The organism is Escherichia sp. MOD1-EC6098, assembly GCF_002965865.1.
In the GTDB taxonomy this organism is placed as follows: domain Bacteria; phylum Pseudomonadota; class Gammaproteobacteria; order Enterobacterales; family Enterobacteriaceae; genus Escherichia; species Escherichia marmotae.
In genome coordinates, this window is the sequence record NZ_PTSN01000002.1 from 1 (window position 1) to 22,504 (window position 22,504).

21 protein-coding genes are annotated in these 22,504 nt (G+C 45.0%); all 21 read right to left on the minus strand.

What is annotated here, in order from left to right; genetic code table 11:
- Positions 1–107: 107 nt before the first annotated feature.
- Positions 108–413: an acyltransferase gene (locus tag C0K55_RS26455; protein WP_230076325.1), complete on the minus strand. Its 306-nt coding sequence runs from the start codon at positions 411–413 to the stop codon at positions 108–110.
- Between the two features lie 145 nt (positions 414–558).
- Positions 559–762: a hypothetical protein gene (locus C0K55_RS26460; RefSeq protein WP_236942601.1), complete on the minus strand. Its 204-nt coding sequence runs from the start codon at positions 760–762 to the stop codon at positions 559–561.
- A gap of 245 nt (positions 763–1,007) precedes the next feature.
- On the minus strand, positions 1,008–2,117 hold the full coding sequence (glf, locus tag C0K55_RS02710; RefSeq protein ID WP_105267081.1) for a UDP-galactopyranose mutase: 1,110 nt from the start codon (positions 2,115–2,117) through the stop codon (positions 1,008–1,010).
- A gap of 45 nt (positions 2,118–2,162) precedes the next feature.
- Positions 2,163–4,157: a glycosyltransferase gene (locus C0K55_RS02715; RefSeq protein WP_061091032.1), complete on the minus strand. Its 1,995-nt coding sequence runs from the start codon at positions 4,155–4,157 to the stop codon at positions 2,163–2,165.
- A gap of 43 nt (positions 4,158–4,200) precedes the next feature.
- Positions 4,201–5,943, minus strand: a complete 1,743-nt coding sequence (locus tag C0K55_RS02720) for a hypothetical protein (RefSeq protein WP_105268904.1) — start codon at positions 5,941–5,943, stop codon at positions 4,201–4,203.
- A 6-nt stretch (positions 5,944–5,949) separates the two neighbouring features.
- Positions 5,950–7,707, minus strand: coding sequence for a hypothetical protein (locus C0K55_RS02725; protein ID WP_105283412.1), 1,758 nt, complete (start codon positions 7,705–7,707; stop codon positions 5,950–5,952).
- Between the two features lie 232 nt (positions 7,708–7,939).
- Entirely contained in the window at positions 7,940–8,632 is a 693-nt protein-coding gene (locus C0K55_RS02730) for an ABC transporter ATP-binding protein (RefSeq protein WP_061091035.1), read from the minus strand.
- Positions 8,629–9,405 (minus strand): ABC transporter permease, encoded by a 777-nt coding sequence (locus C0K55_RS02735; protein WP_001564072.1) that lies wholly within the window; start codon positions 9,403–9,405, stop codon positions 8,629–8,631. Before C0K55_RS02735 ends, C0K55_RS02730 begins: the two co-directional genes overlap by 4 nt.
- Before the next feature lie 1,200 nt (positions 9,406–10,605).
- Positions 10,606–11,142, minus strand: coding sequence for a GspM family type II secretion system protein YghD (gene yghD, locus C0K55_RS02740; protein ID WP_061091036.1), 537 nt, complete (start codon positions 11,140–11,142; stop codon positions 10,606–10,608).
- Position 11,143: 1 nt separating this feature from the next.
- Positions 11,144–12,322: a type II secretion system protein GspL gene (gspL, locus tag C0K55_RS02745; RefSeq protein WP_016249199.1), complete on the minus strand. Its 1,179-nt coding sequence runs from the start codon at positions 12,320–12,322 to the stop codon at positions 11,144–11,146.
- Positions 12,319–13,296, minus strand: a complete 978-nt coding sequence (gene gspK / locus C0K55_RS02750) for a type II secretion system minor pseudopilin GspK (protein ID WP_000633185.1) — start codon at positions 13,294–13,296, stop codon at positions 12,319–12,321. Before gspK ends, gspL begins: the two co-directional genes overlap by 4 nt.
- Entirely contained in the window at positions 13,293–13,898 is a 606-nt protein-coding gene (gspJ, locus tag C0K55_RS02755) for a type II secretion system minor pseudopilin GspJ (protein WP_061091037.1), read from the minus strand. Before gspJ ends, gspK begins: the two co-directional genes overlap by 4 nt.
- Positions 13,895–14,266, minus strand: a complete 372-nt coding sequence (gene gspI, locus C0K55_RS02760) for a type II secretion system minor pseudopilin GspI (protein WP_105266838.1) — start codon at positions 14,264–14,266, stop codon at positions 13,895–13,897. The genes gspJ and gspI overlap by 4 nt, the downstream gene beginning before the upstream one ends.
- Positions 14,263–14,826, minus strand: a complete 564-nt coding sequence (gene gspH, locus C0K55_RS02765; protein ID WP_001517082.1) for a type II secretion system minor pseudopilin GspH — start codon at positions 14,824–14,826, stop codon at positions 14,263–14,265. The genes gspI and gspH overlap by 4 nt, the downstream gene beginning before the upstream one ends.
- A gap of 3 nt (positions 14,827–14,829) precedes the next feature.
- Complete coding sequence (gspG, locus tag C0K55_RS02770) at positions 14,830–15,285, minus strand: type II secretion system major pseudopilin GspG (protein WP_001517083.1); 456 nt, start codon at positions 15,283–15,285, stop codon at positions 14,830–14,832.
- A gap of 16 nt (positions 15,286–15,301) precedes the next feature.
- On the minus strand, positions 15,302–16,525 hold the full coding sequence (gspF, locus tag C0K55_RS02775; protein ID WP_016249202.1) for a type II secretion system inner membrane protein GspF: 1,224 nt from the start codon (positions 16,523–16,525) through the stop codon (positions 15,302–15,304).
- A complete protein-coding gene (gene gspE / locus C0K55_RS02780) occupies positions 16,525–18,018 on the minus strand; it encodes a type II secretion system ATPase GspE (RefSeq protein ID WP_000249315.1) in 1,494 nt (497 codons plus the stop codon). Before gspE ends, gspF begins: the two co-directional genes overlap by 1 nt.
- The gene (gene gspD, locus C0K55_RS02785; RefSeq protein ID WP_105266837.1) at positions 18,018–20,078 is read right to left on the minus strand and encodes a type II secretion system secretin GspD; all 2,061 of its coding nucleotides are present in this window, start codon (positions 20,076–20,078) and stop codon (positions 18,018–18,020) included. Before gspD ends, gspE begins: the two co-directional genes overlap by 1 nt.
- A 29-nt stretch (positions 20,079–20,107) precedes the next feature.
- Positions 20,108–21,067 (minus strand): type II secretion system protein GspC, encoded by a 960-nt coding sequence (gspC, locus tag C0K55_RS02790; RefSeq protein ID WP_000135106.1) that lies wholly within the window; start codon positions 21,065–21,067, stop codon positions 20,108–20,110.
- Positions 21,068–21,084: 17 nt separating this feature from the next.
- Entirely contained in the window at positions 21,085–21,495 is a 411-nt protein-coding gene (gene gspS2 / locus C0K55_RS02795) for a type II secretion system pilot lipoprotein GspS-beta (protein ID WP_001309757.1), read from the minus strand.
- 65 nt (positions 21,496–21,560) lie between these two features.
- Entirely contained in the window at positions 21,561–22,370 is an 810-nt protein-coding gene (pppA, locus tag C0K55_RS02800; RefSeq protein WP_105266836.1) for a prepilin peptidase PppA, read from the minus strand.
- Positions 22,371–22,504: the final 134 nt, after the last annotated feature.

The window sequence follows — 22,504 nt, forward strand, 5'->3', positions numbered from 1 at the left end:
TAATCTAACCGAGAAAAAACAATATTTAAGTTATACTCTAATCATTTAGAATAGCGAATACCCATAAATATCTGAGCAAAGATATTAATAATAAAATACTATTACAACTATGTTCTTTTCCTCAAGAAGGCAGGAATAGTGTCTCGATCCCAATTTACCCCAGTTTTTACTACTTCTGCTGGTATACCGGCTATAGCTGTAAACTGTTCAGTAAATTCTTTTGAAACTATGGAACCAGTACCAATTATACTATTATTAGGAATAACAGTTCCTTTGAGAAAGGTTGCTTTTGCGCCAACCCATACATGATCTCCTAAGATTATCGGTTTTGAAGCATTCAATACTTTATTATTGTCTATGCTATATATAGTATGTCCATCACAAGATCTAAATACTATTTCAGAACTTAACATACAATCCTTACCTATGTATACCGATAAGTTATCATCGTTTACGATTGCAAAACGTGCACTTTCTATAGAACACCCTTCATCGATAAATAATTTTTTGTGTCTGCAAGAGCATGCAGTTTCTATTTTTGTGTTTTTAATCCCCTTGTTATGTGTTTTTTTTTATACAGATATGAGCCATACTACCACATATTATTTTTGTGTTATAAAATATAGCCCCTTCATGGATTTCAACTATACCTCCATAGCTACCTTTAAATTCTACAGAAAGTCCATCAATAGTAGGGTTTACAATTTCACTGCCATTAGCTAAAATTAATTTGTAAACAAACTTATCATTTTCAATTGTCATATTACATATCTCTGCTTTGAGAATAAACATTCAATCTTAAAATAACGATTCAATTTTATTTGTGTATGTGAAATTGTTTTCACTGCAAAATTTATTAAATAACAATTACTAAAAAAGACTTATTACAAAATATTAAAACACATTCTAACATGATATCAATATATACATATCATGATTAATTTCGCTTTTGAAAAAATCATTTAACACCTGTCAAAATAAATGCACAAAAATATACCATATACATTTCAAATATTATTTTTAAATTCAATTCCGAACTTTGTAAATGCCGACCTAATCACTTGATGCATATCATAGTATCTATATTCAGCAAGTCTACCACCAAAAACAATTCTTTCATCATTTTTTGCAAGATTGTTATATTTTTCGAAAATATGCCTGTTACCTTCATCACCAACAGGGTAATACGGTATTTTTTCTCTAGCCCACGCATCAGGTATTTCTTTTGTTATAATTGTTACATTCTCCTCAGCACTCGCCTCATCAAAGTATTTATGTTCAATAATTCTGGTCCATGGAATATCTGCTGATGTGTAGTTAATGACCGCATTGCCTTGATAATTTTTCATTGGCAATAGTTCATTTTCAAATCTCAATGCCCTATACTCTAACTCCCCAAATTTATAGTCATAGAACTCATCAATTTTACCAGTAAAAACAATTTTCTTCGCTAGCCTATCAAAACATTCTTTATTAGCAAAATAATCAGTATTTACTCTAATCTCTATTCCCTTCAACATGTTTTCGAACATTAAGGTATATCCTCCTATGGGTATGCCCTGGAACTTATCAAAGAAATAGTTATTATCCCAAGTCATTCTCACGGGTAGGCGAGTAATAATAGATGCGGGTAATTCTTTAGGGTCTTTCTGCCACTGTTTTTTAGTGTAATCGCGAATTAATGTATTGTATATATCAGTGCCAACTAGCGAAAGAGCCTGCTCTTCCAGATTTAATGGTTCACGTTCTAACTTAAGCTTTTGTGATTCAATCTTTGCAATCGCCTCCTCTGGTGTCAGAACTCCCCACATAGCATTAAATGTGTACATGCTAAATGGAAGAGAATAAGCTTTACCATTATTTATAGCAATAGGTCGATTTATAAAGCTATTAAATTTTGCAAAGCGATTCACAAAATTCCATATATCATCATCATTGCAATGAAAGATATGGGGGCCATATATATGTTGGTGAATGCCATGTTTTTTTTCCGTATAGCAATTCCCTGCTATATGCTTGCGTTTTTCAATAATAAGACATTTTTTCCCAGCGTCCGTAGCCAGGCGAGCAAATGTACATCCAAATAATCCAGCCCCAACAATAAGATAATCGTACATTTTATCTCCAACTGATGATTATTAAAATATATTAATTTTGAATATTTAATTTGGTAAAGAGTTTATAAACTCTTCTTTATATTCATTAAATCTTTCATGCATATCTGAAGGAATTCGCTCTTTTGCCCAATCAATAAGCTCCACACTGAAATTGATCCATTGCTGTTTTATTTCTGAGAAAGCCTGATAGTGCATAATCCGTTCTTGAGTATAACGAAGTGCTTCAAATACCATAAGTCTTCGACTGTCAGATATATTTGTGATTTGGCTTCTTGTTGCAAACTTACGATGTATACAAACCTCATCGTTGATGTAAGATATTTTCTGTGCAGCAACTATGCTATGCCAATGATATGGGATATCATTATGCACAACAGTAGGACCAAAGAAAATATTTTCATCATGCAGTAAATCTGTTTTTATAATACGATTCCATGGATAGTTAATCAGAGAAGAAGCATAATTTCTTATTTTATGATTTTCTTTTTCAAATGACTTCCATAATCTTTCATCTGCATTAAACATACCTCTTGTTTTTTTCTCATCATAATATTCAATTTTATACTTCATAAGCAATAAGTCGGCATCTTCTAAAGTTGCTTTCTTGACCGCATGCTCTAATGATTTAGCATTAATAATATCATCCGCATCAAGAAAATAAGTATATTTCCCTGTACATAGCGGAATTACTGAGTTTCTTGCTCGTCCTGCGCCCTTATTACCTTGCTGATAGTAAACTACGTTAGTATATTTTTTCGCATAATCCTGGCAAATTGTTTGTGTGCTATCATTTGAACCATCATCAATAATTATAATATTGAATTTTATATCTGATATTTTAAGAACTGATTCAATGCTTTCAGCAATTAAGTCTTCACAGTTATATACAGGTATGACAATTGTCAAGTCTAAATCAGGGTAAGAATTAGCATATTCAACAAACCTCTTATTAAAATTATCCCTAATATTTTTCGGTGGTAGTATTTTATGTGTTTTTTGATAGATATCAGACAAGCGAGATCTTATTATATTTTTTGTTACTAAATCTGATTGACGAGTAGTAATCCAATCAGTTCTATAACAGAAATCATAAAATTCATCGAACAAAACTTGATGCTTTACTGGTTTTTTTAAGAGAAATTTGGAAATTGTATTAAGATGTGACGCAAGGGCTGCTAACTTATATAGAGCTGAACTCATTGTTTGCCCTTCGCGGGCCATACGATGGTAACTAATGATATGATCAACCATTACAACTCGTTCTGCACTAGATAATACAAACCAATGCAAAGGATTATCCTCATAAAAATAATCTCCTTCAGGGTACTCTATTCCATTACTCTTAATAAATTTCGTAAGATATAATTTTCTCCAAGGGACTGGGGATAACCTGAATAGTTGTGGTGTGGTTACTCCAGATATTATAGTTTCGACAGGTATGCCTTTCCATCTTTCCTTATCATAAGCTGGACTAACAAGTCTGGTTTCCTGATCAAATGTATTAAAATCTCCAATGACCAATTCAGCATTAAATTTTTCTGCCGTAGTAACTAATTTTTCGAAAGCATCTTTCGACACCCAATCATCACTATCAACAAAACCGATATATTTACCTTTAGCTACATTGATACCAATGTTACTAGGTATACCCGCACCACCAAGCGTGTTGAAACGTAGATCAATAAACTTTATTCTTGAATCAATATTTTCATACATTTCAATGATACGTTTTCCATCATCTGTTGAAGCATCATTGATAATAATTAACTCAAAATCAACTAAGGTTTGTGATAGAACTGATAGTATACTAGCATCAAGATAAGGCCCAACATTAAATACTGGCATTATTATTGATAACAGGGGTGCACCATTAATTTCAGATTCTTGTTCTTTACAATTGAATCCTAAACTTTCAATTCTTTCAATATTTAAAAGAGCGTATGGGTACAATGGGCTATCTTTTGTTATTTTTTTATACTCTTGAATGGCAAGTTTGTATTGCCCATCTCTAAAGTAAGCATTTCCTAACTTTAAACTCACTTCTTATATTCTCCTTTATAATTTTGAATAACACTCAATACCATTACGAAATGAAATTTTTGCCATAGGTGGTTGCAAAAAACATTCCTTTTTCATTTTTTATAAAATCATGAGTGAACTGTATATTTTCCGCTGACCAATATTTTGCCCATAACTCAGCTGTTAACTTTTCTTCATCGCGATAAGCATCATCCAAGACCCAATCAATTTCATGATTTGATATAAAGTGAGACATAAATGGAAGTGCAGGATAACGCGCATTAGCACATGTATTACCAGGTGGCCCATCGACAAGGACTAATAATCTCTTAGGGCCATCCCGTAAACGCTTTGCTAACTCAATTAATACATCTTCACAAGAGTAATATTTATAGCGCCCTGTACTATCGGACCATTCTTTTAGCGGGGCTAAATGTAGATCAACCATTGATTCGACACCATGATAAGCAAGCATATTTTGCGTATTAGCAAAATAATACTCATCATGATCGAAACTAATGAAACATTTATCTTCATTATCTTTGAAAAGATTAAATGCCATAAGACCTTTAGCTATCAATAAAGTTGAAACTCCACTTCCAAACTCAATGATTGCATCATAATTTCGCTCACGTATTTTTTCTAAGAGAAATACTCCCATGTCCGGGCTTATTGGCCAACCATGAAATCCTGTTATACAGTCACCATGAGTCAAGTATTGTTGAATGGATATGAAGGATTCTACATGACGAACAGATTTATTAAGTTTTGCATCTAATTCTTTTTTTATTAAAACAGGTAAATTTTTATTAATTTGAATGTATATTTCTTTTTGCTGCTTCTCTATCTTTTGCATCATCGCGCATACATTATCTGTATGCATTTCGTATTTAGATAAAATGTTTTCATTAACAGCATGGAACTCATTCAAATTAATAACAGACAGCTCCGATTTGTTTTTTAGTTCTAATAATTCATTCTCAATATGATTTTTTTTGTCTAGGATTTTATCAAGTTCTAACTTGTGATTTTTTTCAATATTATTAATTTTTAACTTATACTCAGCGGATTGCTGTTCTAAACTAGACTGTAATATATTTATTTTCCGCTGCTGTTGTTTAATTTCCGCCTTTAGACTTTCTGCTTCAATTATTTTTAATGCTAAATTTCTAGTATAAATAGCATAGCCTATAGAAGGATGACGTTCTTGAAATAAATGGACCCGCCGCATGCCTACTTCATTCAAGACTTTGTCTAAATTTTTTAGGCTAGCAGAAAATGGGTCATCTTGTATGACTACCCTACTTACTACAACCTCTATTCGATGTAACATATCCCCCGCATGCTCAAGAATTTCTGGTGCGGGTAGGCAATCAATAAATAGCCAATTCAAGGGTAAGTTTTCACTTTTTTGTAGGCTATTAAGTGTGATACCATTATGTATTACCTCTTCATCTATACACTTTATATTTGGCCATAGTGAATGTAATTGCTCTGGAGATAACAACCCGCTTTCTCGTGAGTTATCTACATAATGAAAAATATGTGGCTCACTCCCGAATATTACAATCTTATTCAAGAAAACCCATTCTTTATTTAAAGGAATATTATGTTTTAACAACTGAAACTGCTTCTGATTCCCTTCAACCAAAATGACATGGTTCACACATTTTTTGTAAAGCCATTGGACCCAAATACTGCTTCCATTTCCAGCACCAACGACCATGACGCCTGTCGGTGGATATATCGAACTTAAACAATCCAGCCATGTTTCCTCCGGTTGGGAAATCATAGATATTGATTTCATCGTATATTACTCACCTCGTTCTAATCGAAACTGTCGCACATTTTGTGCTAGTGCAAATGGGAGTTTAATCCAACCTAATGGAGACTTAATATTTTTAAGTAATGTCTGTCCTAATCTATAAGAAAGATGTTTTTTTACTCGTTCTGCTTCAAAGGCGTCATTATATGCATAAATAGGCGGTTCATTATTATGCACAATATCTTTCTTTTGATTTCGGTATTTTTTAGCTTCAGAGCAAAGAGCCCAAGGCATTCCTAACCAACCAAATAGTGAGTGCGAATGTTTTATCATAACTGCACCTAGCTTATACCCTAGTTCATTTTTTATTCGCTGGGCTGCTCCATACAGTGGTACTGGTAATTGTTGCTTGAGCTTTTGGTTATCGTAATAATATTTCTCCAGCTCATCCTGGGCGCGATGTAGTTGGGATATTAATGATTTATTCTCTTCTTCTAATCGTGAAATGCCAGAACGCAGCTCTTTAGCTTTTTGTTCAGTCGCGTTCAGTGATGATAACTTGCTTTGAAGCTCATGTATTGATCGTTGCGATAATTTTATTTGAGATTCACGTTCCTGCAATGTTTTTAATGTGGTTTTGAATTCTTTTTCAAGCTCACCTAGTTTAATTTCTAAACAATTACGTTCTTTTTCTTTTTCTTTTTCTTTAACTAATCTTTCCTTATCTTCAAGATGGTACTCCTTAATTTTAAGCTCTTTTTCTAAATTTTTCTTGTGTAAATAAAAACTCTCTAAATCTTCTTGGGCTTCATATAATTGTGACAATACTAACGATTGTTCTTTATTTTTTTCAGATAGTATAAGTTGAGTATCGTTATTAATTTTTTTGTATGCTTTATGGAGTGCGGTTATTAGTTTATAACTCACATCCTGTTGTTGCATAAAATTTTCAAAAGCCTTAGTTGGATGAATCTCTTGTATAAATGATTGAGACGGGAGATTAGCTACAGATTGTAATTCAGCATAAAGCTGTTGACTTGCAGGGTAGTATTCTAGTAAATGTTTTAGCAAGTAATTCTCTGTAATTTCATTTGAAAATGCAGTCCTGACAACTCTTGAGTCAATACCAGAAATATTAATTATATCTTGATGTATTACTGGAAGCTGATATGATAATTCATTAGTTTGAGAGGAATTTATAATATCTGTATTCTTTTCTATTAATGTTGAAGATAAAGATGGCAACTCAAGAAGATCTTGAATTTGTTGTATACAATCCTCAGCATTCCGTTTTATTTGTTCAGAACTAACCAATATGCATCTTTTTTTATTTCGCAGAAAGAATCTTAATAATGTACTATTATATGCGATCCAATTATTTATCTTTCTTTCAATATTTCTTTCGTCTACATATGTTCCGTTTTTTCTGTCTATTAATACTGACTGAGGCTTATCATAAACCAATACAAACATTAACTTATCATCAAGATCCAACCAATAATTTAGTAAATATATTAAATTTGGATCTGACCCCCCCCAAAATAATTGATCTATATTGTTAAGCATTAAATCCAAAACAAGGCTATTCCATACAGGAGAAATCTGTAATGGATGAAGTTCACTCTCGTTTTCAATATCTTCTAATGGATGAACTTGATAAGCATTACAAATAGTTGTAGTAATATCACTTGGCGTTAGATTTTCCCGCCTTGAGGATTTTGGATAAGCCATTCCTCTTTGTCTAAGAATATCCTCAACTTCCTCAAATTTAGAATTTGGGTGGCCAACAACAACTATTCTGTTCATCAAATTACCTTTTTGTTAACTATAGATGATATACGTATAAGTTTTTAAATTACATAGCATTGAATATATTTAGATATAATTAACACTTCCTGGATGATAGCATTTTATAATTATTTTTATATAGCACCATAATATACCATCAATAGAGTTTGTTTTTATTTTCACTATGATGCATCATAAAAATAAAATTATTGTTTATGTTGTTGCCTTTTATTTGCATAGATATATGTTTTTAGTCATATAACTCAGAATCGACCAATATACAACATTTTAAATTTTTATACTCCTCTATCCCCTCCTGAACATCCTCATAAAAACCAACCGCATTATTGTCTTTAAACACAATGGCCACATCACAAAACTCTTTCAATGAATTCAAACTATGTGAAACCATTAAAAAACTAGACTCTTTATGCCTTTCTTTAAACAATTGAGCGCATTTTTCTTTAAACCTGGCATCACCGACTGCGGTTACTTCATCGACGATATAATAATCAAACTTAAATGCCATGCTTAAACCAAAGCCTAAACGCGACCGCATACCCGATGAATAAGTTTTGATCGGCATATCGAAGTACTTACCGAGTTCAGCAAATTCTTCGACAAACTCTATTTTCTCTTTCAGTTCTTCTTGCTTCGCGTATAACCGCGCAACAAATTTTACGTTCTCGCGTCCAGTTAAACTTCCCTGAAATCCACCGGCGAGGCCGACTGGCCATGATATTGTTTTATTGGTGATGATCTTTCCACTGTCGGGGCGGTCAATACCACCAATCATTCTTAGCAACGTTGATTTACCCGCACCGTTGCGACCAATAAAGGCAACGCTTTTTCCTGAAGGGATTTCGAGGTTTAAATCCTTAAACACATAGTGTCGCCCCGTTGGGGTACGATATGACTTTGTCAAATTCTCAATCTTAATCATGATGTCAGCATTGCCTCCTCACGAGTTCGGTATAAAGCCAGACCAATGAACAGAGTTATCAATGTGAACATTGCCAGGTAGTTCAGACTTACGCCTTCGCTGATATAGCCAGGCATAACAGCCTCGCGGCTTAGCTCCACCACATGTACTAATGGGTTCCAGAGTAGATAAGACCAATATTGCTTAGGAATTGAGTGCAGAGGGAACATGATGCAGGAGATGAAATAAAGGGGCTTAAGAAGTATCGGTAGAACCTTTTGCATTTCGGGAAAGGTTTTACCAACGACCATGAATATTAAGCCGACGCCACATGAAAGAATGATTAACAAACTCCAGGTGAGCACAAGTTGTAAAAAGTTTGTTATTTCGAAATATTCGCCTGCCATCCAGACGATAAGCATAAGCAATATATAAACAGCAACATAAATCAGTGTCTCAAGCAATGCACGCGCAATGATCGTATCGATGGGTTTTACTGGTCGATAATTAAACAGCCCCTGATTCGCTTCAATAGCACCTACAGAACGATTGCTGATACTGCTAAAGATAAAAAAGGGAATCAGGCCATTAAGTAAAAACACCGGGAATGAGATGTCTGGCATCGTGCGGTGCATAATGTAACCAAAAATGCCCAACAGTATCAGCAAATGCGCAGAGGGTTCGAGAATCGCCCACAAATATCCCAGACGGAACTTACCAAAGCGTGTTCGTATTTCTCGTAGAAATAATGCCTCTACGGTGACTTTCTGGACTTCAAATCCACTTCTTGCCATTTGATGATGTGATCCTAATCTCTTCAGGTACGCTACCGCCCCTGGCTTAACAGCTACCAATACACTGGAGGTAATACTTGTTTGTAACTGGATAAATTTTATTCAGACCAATCAGGCACTTTGTAGCACCCGCGACCAATTTCGCCGGAAATTATTTCGGCAGGGATAAATTGGTTTATTTCTGTCTCTTTTCTCTATCCTATTCTTCAGGCATGAATGTATTCGGTCTTCCTGGAATGTCAGGAAAACAAGCCATTTCAGAATGTAGAGTTAATTCCCATGAAAATGCCCCATCGTTATTTCTACCTCTTTGTGACTACTCTTTATGGCTAAAAAAAGACACAAAGCTTCATGCATCCTGGTTTACACCGGAACACATATCTTCATAACGATTTGTTAATTTCGCGGGAAATTATTATTTATTACCAATATTAACTACTTGATTATAAATCCTCATAAGAATTTGGTGTGCAACAACACCTGCAATCTGCCTTATCTCAGAACGCACGCGATTTATTACCCTTAAATTGTTTTCTGCGAAACTATTTCCCTATTTAAAATTCACTCATTCACTGCTTGTTTATATCTCCTATATACCTGATACAGTAATATTTGTGATTAAGATCACACTGAAATAGTTTTATTTAGCTCACGCGAAATAATACCTACAGAAACTATTTCTATCAATTAAAATATACAACATGATTATTTGCTGCGTGCATTTTGACCTGTATTATGACCAGCACTATCCTCAGATTGATATATCAAACGGGATAATGTTTAAAATTGATTAATAATTTCTGTGGAAATTGTTTTTTTATTTAAAATTTACTTCCTGATTGTCTCCAGGAATTTTATCAATTTCCAGGCTACACAAAATACAGATCAGTTAATAATTATCCTATATGTTTTGCTCTATCAATTACCACTCAATGATTTATGAAATCTATTAACACTGGTAATATATCACCACTCTTAAGCGTATTTGCAGTCAGGAAAAGTATTGATTAACGGGGGTTAAATAGTGAGAAACGAATTTCTGCAGTATTGCTGAACACTCCATGATGGTATGGAAGGAGGACTCATTCTTACGACATCAATACTCAGCCCGGTGAGCGAGTTTGACAGTTCCGCACTCACCATTGGGCTAAGGGTTATCAGGTGGAGTTAAGGGGATGACTATGACAAGGATGGCAACACCTACCCCCGCCCAAACTCCAGTCGCTGCACATTCACCATTCCTGGCTTCTCACCTGCACTGACATCAATTTGTGTCACCCGCAGCGCATACTTTTCATCCAGCGCGTTTAACCAGTTCAGCAGGTCATTAAACACCACCGGATCTATCCAGACCTGAATATTCTCCCCACGCTCGGCTATCCGCTTGATGACCACAGAATGCGCGGAAGCGCTGTCACTGATAACCCGCGATACCTGTGCAGGCGTTGTCGTGGCGGATTTTCGCGCTGCGATAATATCCGGTGCGGCGCGTTTCAGTCGGGTGTTCATCACCTCCAGTTGCTGCAACATCGTCTCCTGTTGCTCTATCCGTTCGCTCAACGGCTGCCAGATGAGGACGTAATATCCGGCGCTAAACAGGAACGCCGCCGCGGCCAGTAACATGCCCTTTTCGCGCGGCGAACGCCCCGCCAGGTGTTGTGCCAGCCAGTGTTCGCCACGGCTTAACTGGCGCTCACGCCATTGCTGAAAATAGTGAATCAATTTATCGCGTAACATGTTATTTCCTCCGCAACGTTACGCCGCCGGAAACCGCATCACCCTCTTTCTGTAACGCGTCCTGTTGCACAACATAATCTGCCGCCAGTGCGCTACGCAGTTTGTCGAAACTGGCAAAGCTCGCTGCCCGCAACTGAAGGTGGAGCGTCTGGCGTTTTTGATCAAAGGTGAAACCACGCATCTCAATGTCGGAAAGTGATGCCGATTTCAGGGTGCTGGCGATCGCTGACAACTCGGCAAGTAGCCTGGTATCGTCAGTCTGTGGGCGATATTTTTTCATCGCCATCGTCACCTGAGAGCGCAAATTCACAATCCGCTTCTGCTCCGGGAACAACGTTAAGAACTGTTTCTCTGCCTGGGCGCGGCTTTGCGCCACCTGTTCGCTGACGCTCCATAATGTCACGCCCCGTTCCACTGCCAGCGCAACCAGAATCAGCAATACAGGCAGAACCATCACCCGCCAGCGTGCCCACTGTTTTCGGTAGCTGACGCGAGGTTGCCACTGCCCTGTCAGCAGGTTCCCTTCTGGTTCACCGCAGGTGGTAATAGCGGGCAGAGACGTGATCGTCAGGCGTCCGGCGTCTGCGCCAGCCCATGCAGATAGCTCTTCCGGTGCAATGCCGACCACGGTTAACGAAAGCGGTGATTCCTGCTCATTGAGCTGTGCGCGGAACATGACCGGAGCCAGCGCCCACCCGGCACTCCATCCCCGACATTCATCGATGCGGCAGATAACCCGTTGCGCATCGCCAGCCATAGAGCCACAAGGAATGGACATCCAGTCCGGCGCGACGGTAGCGCGGGTGATGCCGTTTGCCTGCAACCACTGCGCAATGTTGCGCATATGCTGTTGGTGAATCACTGCTACGGTTGCCAGTTGCTGGTCGATTTTCAACGGGGCGAAATGCAGTTCATCAATATCCTGGTTCAGCTCTTCTTCCAGTAAGGCGGGCAGAATAGTCGGTATCTGCTTACGGGGAACATCAGGCAGTTCAACCTGCCAGATGCTGATCCATTCGCCGGGAATGTAGAGCCGAATCGTATCAGTTTGCAGCCATTGCTGAAGCTGTTCGTCGGCAATGTCAGGCCAGATGCCGTGCTCCGCATCGACGGTACAGCGCTGCCAACGAATGGGGTCAGAGGCGCAAAGCGGGAAAAAAATCTCAAGCATGGAACTCACTCACTTTCTCCTGTCTGATGCCAGAGAACCGAAAAGTGTTGTGGCCCCATGCGGACAATTAACGAATTCATCGTCAGTTCAATCTCATTCACGGTGATATCTGAACGCAGCCAGAAGTAGTTGCTGTCCACGCTCAGGACGGTTTTTAGCTGTTTTTTTGTACGCTCATCGACGTCAGCGAGTAGCGGCTGTGCAAGAAACTGATCGACATCTTCCCAGCCCTTCGCCGGACGTTGTTGTAATAATGCTCGCGCCTGAACAGGGCTTAACCACGGGTCGAACAGCGCCTCAAGAATCACGCTTTGCGCGACCTCTAAGGTGTTGATGTTGATTTGTTGGTGGGTCATCGGTAGCGCACAGACCAGCGGTTTGAGTTTTTGATAAAGTCCGGCGTCCATTCCCTGCACCACACGCATTTCGCTGATATCCGCCAGCGGTTGATTCGCGGCGTAGAACGGCACCGAGCGGGCGAGATACTCACTGTCTTCACGACCCAGCCGCGTTTGCACGCTGCGATCTTCGTCAATAAACTCCCACAGACTTTCGGCTATCAGCTCAGCCCGATAAGCAGGCACATCGAGACGCGTGATCAAGGCAATCAACTGTTGCACCGCAAGCGGACGCGTCGCCGTCGTCGACTGTGCGAGAGCATTCAGATTAAAGCAGGCCTGTGCGTCACGCAGGGTGACGGCAATTTGCCCCTGCGGCAGTGGGAAAAAACGGGGGCCGGAAGCCCACGGCTGTGCCAGATACACGCGTTGTTCATTTTTCAGGCTCAGGCTGAGCGCGCTCAGCGCCAGGCTTTCTGCACTGGCGCTGTACCACAGTGCCTGCTGGTACTCCTGCTGGCTGCGCGTTCGCCCAAGTTGTTGCTGCATCCGCCCGGAAAGTGTGATGGTTACCAGCATTATGACCGCCAGCAATACCAGCACCACGACCAGTGCCATTCCGCGTTTTGGTGGTGAGGTGATCATGATAATTGCGGCCCACGTAACAACCAGATGCGTTCAATCTCGCCCCATTGCGGCGAATGCAGAGTCATGCGCACCGCCACAGGGAGCGCCTGCCCTGACGACCAACTCGCCTGCCAGCGCGTGCCGTCGTAGAACTGCAAACGGAGCGAATCTGCCGGAATTAATTTTTGCGTTGTTGGCTTCACGCTGCCCGCTGCATCGGTCAGCGGCCAGGCTAACCGTTCAAGGTAACCGTCATGAATGCGGTAACCGACAGTGAGCAGATTACTGCGCGGCAGGCGCATCAACGGATTAACCACGCCGCCACGCACAAAGCGCATCCCTTCACTCTCAGACGCCAGCACGCCTGCGCCCGCCAGTAACGCCGGTTCCCTCTGGCCCTGCTCGCCTCTTACCAGACGCGGCATCATTTGGGTCAGATCATGGGTCAGAAAACTCATCGTTTGCTGCATGAGGTTGAGTTTTTGATCGTGCTCCGCGACGGCGCTATTCACGCGCGTGACACCGTTTGTCACCTGCTGCGCCATCAATGCCAGTGAGGCAAAAATGGCAATTGCCACCAGCATTTCCAGTAACGTAAAACCAGGGCGAATCCTTTTCACTGTTGGCCTCCCACGGCGCTAAACCAGGCGCGCCGTGACTGAACCACCGGCGAAAAGTCTTCGTGAAGGCTGACTTCAATATCCACCGCCTGGAGCAACGCGTTGCCTGTATTCAGTGGGATCGTTCGCCAGTACCAGCGGTTTCCTGCCATATCGCTCTCGCCCTGATGTCTGACCGCCCGCTGTTCGCGGGTCATCAGGTAGAGCAGTGCGGTCTGGTTTTCGGCCACCCAGCCAGCTACCGTTTTCTCCTCAAGAACCTGCTGATTGTTTAGCGCGCCGCTGGCGATCTGTAATACCGCCGTGGCAGCCAGCGCAAAAATCGCCAGTGCGATCATCACTTCCAGCAACGTAAATCCGCGCTTCATGGCATCCTCTCATCACATTGACTGAGAGATAACGCGCCATCGTGCGCCAGTTTCACCGCCTGGCATTCGTTTTGCGCCGCAGAATAAAAGCGCAGCGTAAACGGTGTGGCAGGTTCAAAAGGCGAGAAGCGGATTTGCGGTGTCTTCTTTTTCGCCTCTTTTTGCAGTTCCAGTTCAATATCATGCAGCGTCAGGCGACGACGTTGCAGCTCCAGCGCATACTCCTTCTGCCAGATATCACTTCCGGGTTGTAACAGCATCTGCACCTGTTTCGGCACCGTAACCTGTGCCGATAACCGGGGCGCGGAAACGGGCAACCACTGCCCCTGGCGACGCTGCATAAACTGGTAGCCGGGCGGGTCGATTAGCACACCGAGTGTTTGCCCTTCGATCACTGCCTTGTCCTTAAACTGCGCAAAGCGAGTCAGAAAATCCTGCGCCGCTTTTTTCGCAGGCGATTCAGAATCGGTCGCAAAAGTCTGTACCACGCCTGCACTGGCAAGGCCGATCAGGAAAATCACCAGCATGATTTCCAGAAGAGTGAATCCGCGTCCAGGCACTGATTACTGAAACTCCTGTAAATTCCAGTTACCGATATCTGCGGCAGCCCCTTCTCCGTTTTCCTGACCATCCGCCCCTAAGGTGTAAACATCAAACATCCCTTTTTCACCCGGGCTGAGATACTGATAATCATTGCCCCACGGATCTTTTGGTAGCCGTTTAATGTACCCACCGGTACGGTAGTTGCGGGAATCTGCCATATTGGCCGGTTGCTGGATCAGCGCCTCAAGCCCCTGCTCGGTGGTTGGATAACGCCCGTTATCCAGCCGGTACATGTCCAGCGCGTTTTCCAGCGCCACGATATCGCTGATGGCTTTTTGCCTGTCCGCTTTCTCTTTGTTGCCCAGCAGGTTAGGCACCACCAGACTTGCCAGGACGCCAAGAATAACAATCACCACCATCACTTCCAGTAGGGTAAAACCTGCCCGTGGTTTTTGCGTGCGGGATAACGAATTCATGTGATAACTCCGTAAATTACATTCCAACCATATTGTTCAGTTGCAGCATCGGTTCGAGGATGGCGATGACGATAAACAGCACCACGCCCGCCATCATCACCACCAGCGCCGGTTCAAACAGCCCTAACGCCAGCCCCACCTGGGTATCAAACTCCCGTTCCTGGTTGACCGCGGCCTGTTCAAGCATGGTTTCCAGCTCGCCGCTCTGTTCACCAGAGGCGATCATGTACAACATCATCGGCGGGAACAGGCGCAGATCCGCCAGCGCGGCGCGCAGACTGCTTCCTTCGCGGACGCGATCTGCCGCCAGTAGCAGTTGCTGCTCGACATAGCGATTTGCCGACACGGCGGCAGCGGTCTGAATGCCTTCCAGCAGCGGAACACTGCTGGCGGTGAGGATGCTTAAAGTGCGGGAAAAACGCGCCGTATTCAGCCCGCGAGCAACCCGCCCCGTCACGGGCAAGCGCAGCAAAGTTTTATCCCAGCGCAGCCGCATAGTCGGCTTTTTGAGTAGTCGTTGCCCCAGCACCAGAAGCCCCAGCAATCCCGCCAGCCAGTAAACGCCGCTGGCTTGTAAGGCGTCGCTCATGGCGATAAGGGTGCGGGTGGAGGCGGGCAGCGCGTGTCCGAGGTGATCGAACTGTTCGATAATTTTCGGCACCACCGCCGTCAGCAAAATAGTGACCACACCCGTTGCCACCACCAACAGCACCAGCGGGTAGAGCATGGCCTGCAGCAGTCGTGATTTCAGGCGCTGGCGCTGTTCGGTGTAATCCGCCAGGCGATTGAGCACCACATCGAGATGCCCGGATTTTTCTCCGGCAGCCACCATCGAACAAAACAGGGAATCAAAGACGCGGGGGTGTTCGCGCAGGCTGTCCGACAGGGTGTACCCCTCCTGAATCCGGCTGCGCAGCGCCATTCCCAGACTTTTCACATGCAGTTTTTCGCTTTGCTCACTGACCGCCTGTAAGCAGGTTTCCAGCGGCATTGCTGCCTGAACCAACGTTGCCAGTTGGCGGGTGAACAGCGCCAGATCTGCCGCCGCCACACGACGATGTGCGTGCCGCCGACGCTGCAACATTCCCCCTGACGAAGCATTCAGCCGGGCTTCAATGTGCACGGGAATGAGCTCTTTACCGCGTAACAACTGGCGGGCATGACGCGCGGAATCCGCCTCAATCATGCCTTTGGTTTTGCGACCATTACGCTGTAGCGCCTGATAGTAAAACAGTGCCATTACGCCTCCATCGTTACCCGCAGCACTTCATCGAGAGAGGTTTCTCCGGCGAGTACTTTCTCAATGCCGTTGCTGCGGATACCCGCAGAGTGTTGCCGGACATAACGTTCCAGCTCCAGTTCCCCGGCCTGACGGTGGATCAAATCACGCAATGTGGCGTCCACCACGATCAGCTCATGGATGGCGGTACGCCCACGAAAACCTTTGTGATTACAGGCGGGGCAGCCCTGCGGATGGTACAGAGTGACGGTTCGCGCATCGGTAATCCCCAACAGGCGTTTTTCTTCGTCGGTAGCAGGTGCGGGCTGGCGGCAGTCGGGGCACAGCGTGCGAACCAGTCGCTGCGCCATCACGCCCGTCAGACTGGAAGAGAGCAGGAAAGGCTCTACGCCCATATCCTGCAAACGCGTGATTGCCCCCACCGCCGTGTTGGTATGCAACGTGGAAAGAACCAGGTGCCCCGTAAGCGATGCCTGAACGGCGATTTCTGCGGTTTCGGTATCGCGGATCTCACCGACCATCACCACATCCGGGTCCTGACGCAAAATCGCACGCAGGCCACGGGCGAAGGTCATGCCGACACGGGTGTTGACCTGCGTCTGACCGATCCCTTCAATCATGTATTCGATGGGGTCTTCAACCGTGAGAATGTTGCGCGAGTGGTTGTTCAGCTCCTGCAATCCGGCGTACAGCGTGGTGCTTTTGCCAGAACCCGTCGGCCCCGTCACCAGAAAGATGCCGTGCGGTTTGTGCAGTAGCTGGCGCAACTGCGCGGTCAGTTCATGACTCAGCCCCAGACGCTCCAGCGTCAGGCGGGCCTGGTTTTTGTCCAGCAGTCGCAGCACCACGCGCTCGCCCCAGGCAGAAGGCATGGTGGAGACGCGCACGTCAATCGCCCGGCCGCCCAGCAGCAGCGCAATACGTCCATCCTGCGGCACGCGCTTTTCGGCAATGTCCAGCCGCGCCATCACCTTGATACGCGACACCAGCAGCGAGGCCAGTTTGCGCCCGGGACGCAGCATTTCATGTAGCGTTCCGTCTACACGAAAACGGATCACCAGACTCTTTTCAAACGTCTCAATGTGGATATCCGAAGCGCCTTCTTTAATTGCCTCTGCCAGCATGGCGTTGATCAGCTTGATGATCGGCGCATCGTCGTCACTTTCCAGCAGATCTTCCGTTTCCGGCAGCTCTTCTGCGAGGGTAAAGAAGTCCTCGGCGGAACCGAGATCTTCCATCAACTGGCGAGCTTCGGAAGAGTCCCGCTGCCAGACCGCATTCAGCCGCTGTTCAAATTCGGCCTCGTCGATTTGCCGCAGCGTAAAGGGCGCGTTCAGCCCCCGTTGCAGCTCCTGCAAAACAGAGAGCGACAACGGATGAACATGGAGGATCTCCAGCGACGCTTCGCACCATGCCACCAGGCTAAACCGACGGCTGAAACTGTAGGGCAGACGCACGGTGTTAGCGGAGGTTTCCTGTGCTACAGGCACCATTAACGCGTTCTCCCGGCATTGAGGAACGCGCGAACTTCCGGCGGTAAGGCCTGGTTTTGCGCTGGTAGTACCGGCTGCGCAGTGTTCGGCATCAGGCTTAAGCCTTGCTCATCGCGATAGATCTGCTCGGCGCGCATATAGTTATATTTGCGCTGCGAAACGCCGTCTGCCGCCATACCGTCACGCAGAATGGTCGGGCGGATAAACACCATCAGATTACGTTTTTCTTTTTTATCTGCCGTGGACTTAAACAGGTTGCCAATCAACGGGATATCGCCCAGCAACGGCACTTTCGCCACGCTTTCTCCCGCCTGGTCGTCCATCAGACCGCCAAGCACAATCAGCTCACCATCGTTAGCCAGCACGGTAGTCTTCAGTTTGCGCTCGCCAAACACCACATCGAGGCTGGTCTGTCCTTCCACCTTCGACACTTCCTGCTCAATCACCATCTGTACCGCGTTACCTTCGTTAATCTGCGGCGTGACTTTCAGCATGATGCCGACTTTTTTCCTTTCTACCGTGTTGAAAGGATTGCTGTTATTGGAGCCAACGGTAGAACCGGTTAATACCGGAACGTCCTGACCCACCATGAAGAAGGCTTCCTGGTTGTCCAGCGTGGTGATGCTCGGCGTAGAAAGGACGTTAGAGCTGGAGTCGTTTTTGACCGCCTGCACCAGCGCCATCCAGTCGCCTTTCACCACGCCAACCGCCGTACCGCTAAAGCCGGAAAGTAGCTGGGCAAGCGTGGAGAGATCGCCGTTGGTGTCCGGGTTAATGGTGGTGGCACCGTTTTCGCTGATCACCGTGGAGCCTTTCTGCGGCTTCGCCTGAGAAATCGCCGCCCCCAGCGTACCGATAGGGATCTGCGTGCCGTTGGCAAACTGAATTAATCCGGCATCTTTCGACGCCCACTGCACGCCGAAGTTGATATTGCTGCCTTCGGCAACCTCCACGATCAACGCCTCGACATGCACCTGAGCACGGCGGATATCCAGTTGTTCAATCACGCTTTGCAGCGACTGCATGATGTCCTGCGGCGCGGTCACAATCAGGGCATTACTGTGTTTGCTGGCGGCAATAGAAACAACCTCACGTCCGCTACTGACCGTGCCTTCCGCCTCTTCTTTAGCGGCGGTGAGCGTGCCGCTGACCTGTTTCAGAACATCGACCAGATCTTCCGCTTTGCTGTATTTGAGATAGAACACCTGGCTGTTGCCGCTGCGCTCCATTTCTGAATCCAGGCGACGGATCAGACGGCGCATTTTGTCTCGCGTAGCGGGATCGCCGCTGACAATGACGCTGTTGGTGCGTTCATCAGCAACAATCTGTGATTTCAGCGTTGCTGGTTGGTTCTCGCCGCTGTTTTTGGTCAAGCTTTCCAGCACGCGGGCAATTTCCGAGGCCGAGGCGTTATCCAGCGGGATCACCTCTTCGGTGCGGTTTCCCGCATGATCCACGCGCTGAATCACTTCCGTCAGCCGTTCCACAACCGAGGCGCGTCCGGTAAGCATAATCACGTTGGAGGGATCGTAATTAACGACGTTGCCAGAACCCGCACTGTCGATCATCTGGCGCAGAATCGGTGCCAGTTCGCGTACAGACACATTACGTACCGGCACCACTTTAGTGACCATTTCATCGCCCGCGTAGTTATCGTTACCTTCACCGACCAGCGGCAACGGCTCGACTTTTGCGGCGCTGGATTTCACCACCTTCAGCACGTCGTTTTCCATCGGTACGACGGCATACCCCTGTGCTTCCAGTAGGTTAAGGAATAGCTGGTAATACTGGCGTTCATTGAGCGGGGTCATAGTACGAATACTCACTTTCCCCTGAACGCCCGGCCCCATAATGATGGTTTTATTGAGGTTAGCGCCGACGGTTTCGATAAACGATTTCAGGTCGGTATCTTTAAAATTGGCGGTAAAAGTGGCTTCTTCCGCCCAAACTGGTGAACTGCATAATGCCGCTGCCAGCATCAGCGGCAGTAAACGCTTTTTTGTTTTGAGGCCAGTTGTCTTCTTACGCCAGATCGACAACGTAATATCACGCCAAAACACGATGAATGATTCTCCTGGATTAAATGCGGTTAGCGCAGCGCGATGGAAATGTCGTAGCGCGCACCCTTGCGTAAAACCGTGAGTTGAATGGAATCCATTGAAGGTAACTGCCGCATCAGAGCAATCATTGCTCGTGGATCAGTGAAATCCTGCTGATTTAACGCAATGGCGATATCGCCTTCCTTGAAACCGCTGGCATCGAACAGAGAACGATCTGCCCCCGGTTTCACTGCATAACCGACAATCCCCTCCTTACGCACAGGCGTAAGCTGGATATAGTTAAAAATTTTCTGCGGGTCTTTCGCCAGTGCCTGGCGCACGGCAGCCGGGATCTCAACTGGCGTGCTGGCGGCAGGTTCAGCGGCTGTTTGCTTTGCTTCGTCACTGACGGTTTTTTCATTGGTCACGGCAACGGTGGAACGCTCCTCTTCTGCCAGACTCAGGCGCTCCATTTTTCCCTGATAACGCAGCACCACATGATCGCGATAAATCTCTTCGATCACCGCGTTGTGAGAGTCAAGCCGTTCGCCCAGCAAATAGACCTGCTGTTTGCCGCCTTCTTCAATAACCGCGCCGGGTCTGGCACCAAAGGCGATCCCGCGCAGTACCACGTTAAGACGTGTTTCTGCCACCGGAGCCGGTTCGGGTTGTTTTACCAGTGCAGCAACGGGCTGATATTTGCCAAACCAGTTTTGCTGGCTGATTAATTGCACGTCTTTTTTATCGAACGTTTTTACATCCGCACGGGTCGATTTATTCACCGATGGGGAAATCGCCGTATATTCCGCAGAAAAGGAGATATAGCGCCAGAGTGAATGCGCCATTTTTGCAGAAATAATAAGCAACATCAGCCAGAACATCCCGCGTGCAATTTTGCGCAGATGCTCTTTGTCTGTATTAAGAGATTGTCCCTGGCTAAGAGTGTAACGAATTTTAGTCAGCCATTGATTGAGATAAATTCGTGCGTCACGAAAAACAACCCGCGCCAATTTATATATACCCGACGTTATGCTTTGACTATTCCACAGGTGGTACGATCCAGTTTCCGCTGATACTGGTTGCCTGTGCGTGTATCATTAATCGTTATGCTGTAATTAATCCCCTCAGTGATCATTAATTTCACCGTTGGGTCAGCGCACATTTGTCGTTGATAGCTGGTTAAAAACGCGTCCGGCGTTTGCGTGGTTTGAGCACCCGCTTCGCTGATAATGGTCATTTTTACCGTCGTGCCGCTACTTTGCGCCAGCACTAAGGTATATCCCGCAGATTTAATCGGCAGGTTTTGGCTGATATTTTGCGCCTGTTTTTTCGCCAGTAAACTGGCGTTTTCATTATGACTTGCGCAGCCACTTAATAATCCTGTAACGCTTAACAATAGCGATATTAATACCCTCCCTGGCATTTGTTTTATCGACATAGTAAATAATCTCTAAGGTTATTAATGAGAGTAAAAATGTCACTTCGATAATGACGTGGTTATCATTAAAACAATGCCTGTAGATAAAGTGTTGCTATACCGCCCAGACTTAAACACGGTCCAAAAGGCAGCGTCGTTGATCCTTTTTTTGTAATAACGGCATATATCAGCCCGCAGCATGATGCAATTAAAGCAACATGGGGTAGCGACAATGCCCCCACCCAGCCACCTAAAGCGGCGAAGAGTAATACATCGCCCATGCCTAATGCTTCTTTACGCAGAATTATTCCGGCCAGCCAGCGAAGGGAGTAAAAAGTGACAAACCCCACCAGTACGCCGGTGACTGCGTCTTGTAACGTTAGCGGACTCTGCTGTGCCCATGCCGCAATCAGCCCCGTCCACAATACTCCCTGAGTAAAGACATCGGGCAGCCATTGATTATCGAGGTCGATGATACTCGCGGCAATCAGCCAGGCGGATAATATCATCACCGCCAGCCCCCATCCACTTTCCGGCCAGACCAGACTTGCCAACAAAAAAGCGAGTGCCGTCAATAACTCCACCAGCGGATAACGCTTGCTGATTTTCGCCTGACAGTCGCGGCAGCGCCCTTTGAGCATCAGCCAGGAGAGCAGCGGAATGTTGTCACGAACGCGGATGGTCTGCTGACAATGCGGACAATGCGAGCGTGGCAGCGCCAGGCTTATTTTTAGCTGCGTGCTCGGCGTTTCACCGTGAAACTCCGCCATTTGTTGGCGAAGCATGATGGGGTAACGCCAGATCACCACATTCAAAAAACTGCCGATGATTAATCCTCCGACGGTTGCCAGGACAGGCATCGCAGCAGGATATTGCTGAAAAACATCAAAAAGCATGGTTAAAGGTTATTTGTTGTAACTTGCCGGATGCGGCGTGAACGCCTTATCCGGCCTACAGGTGTCTGCCAACGCAAATAATCGCGGCTTCTTCCCTCCAGGCCCGATAAGCTGGCGCATCGGGCATATATGTT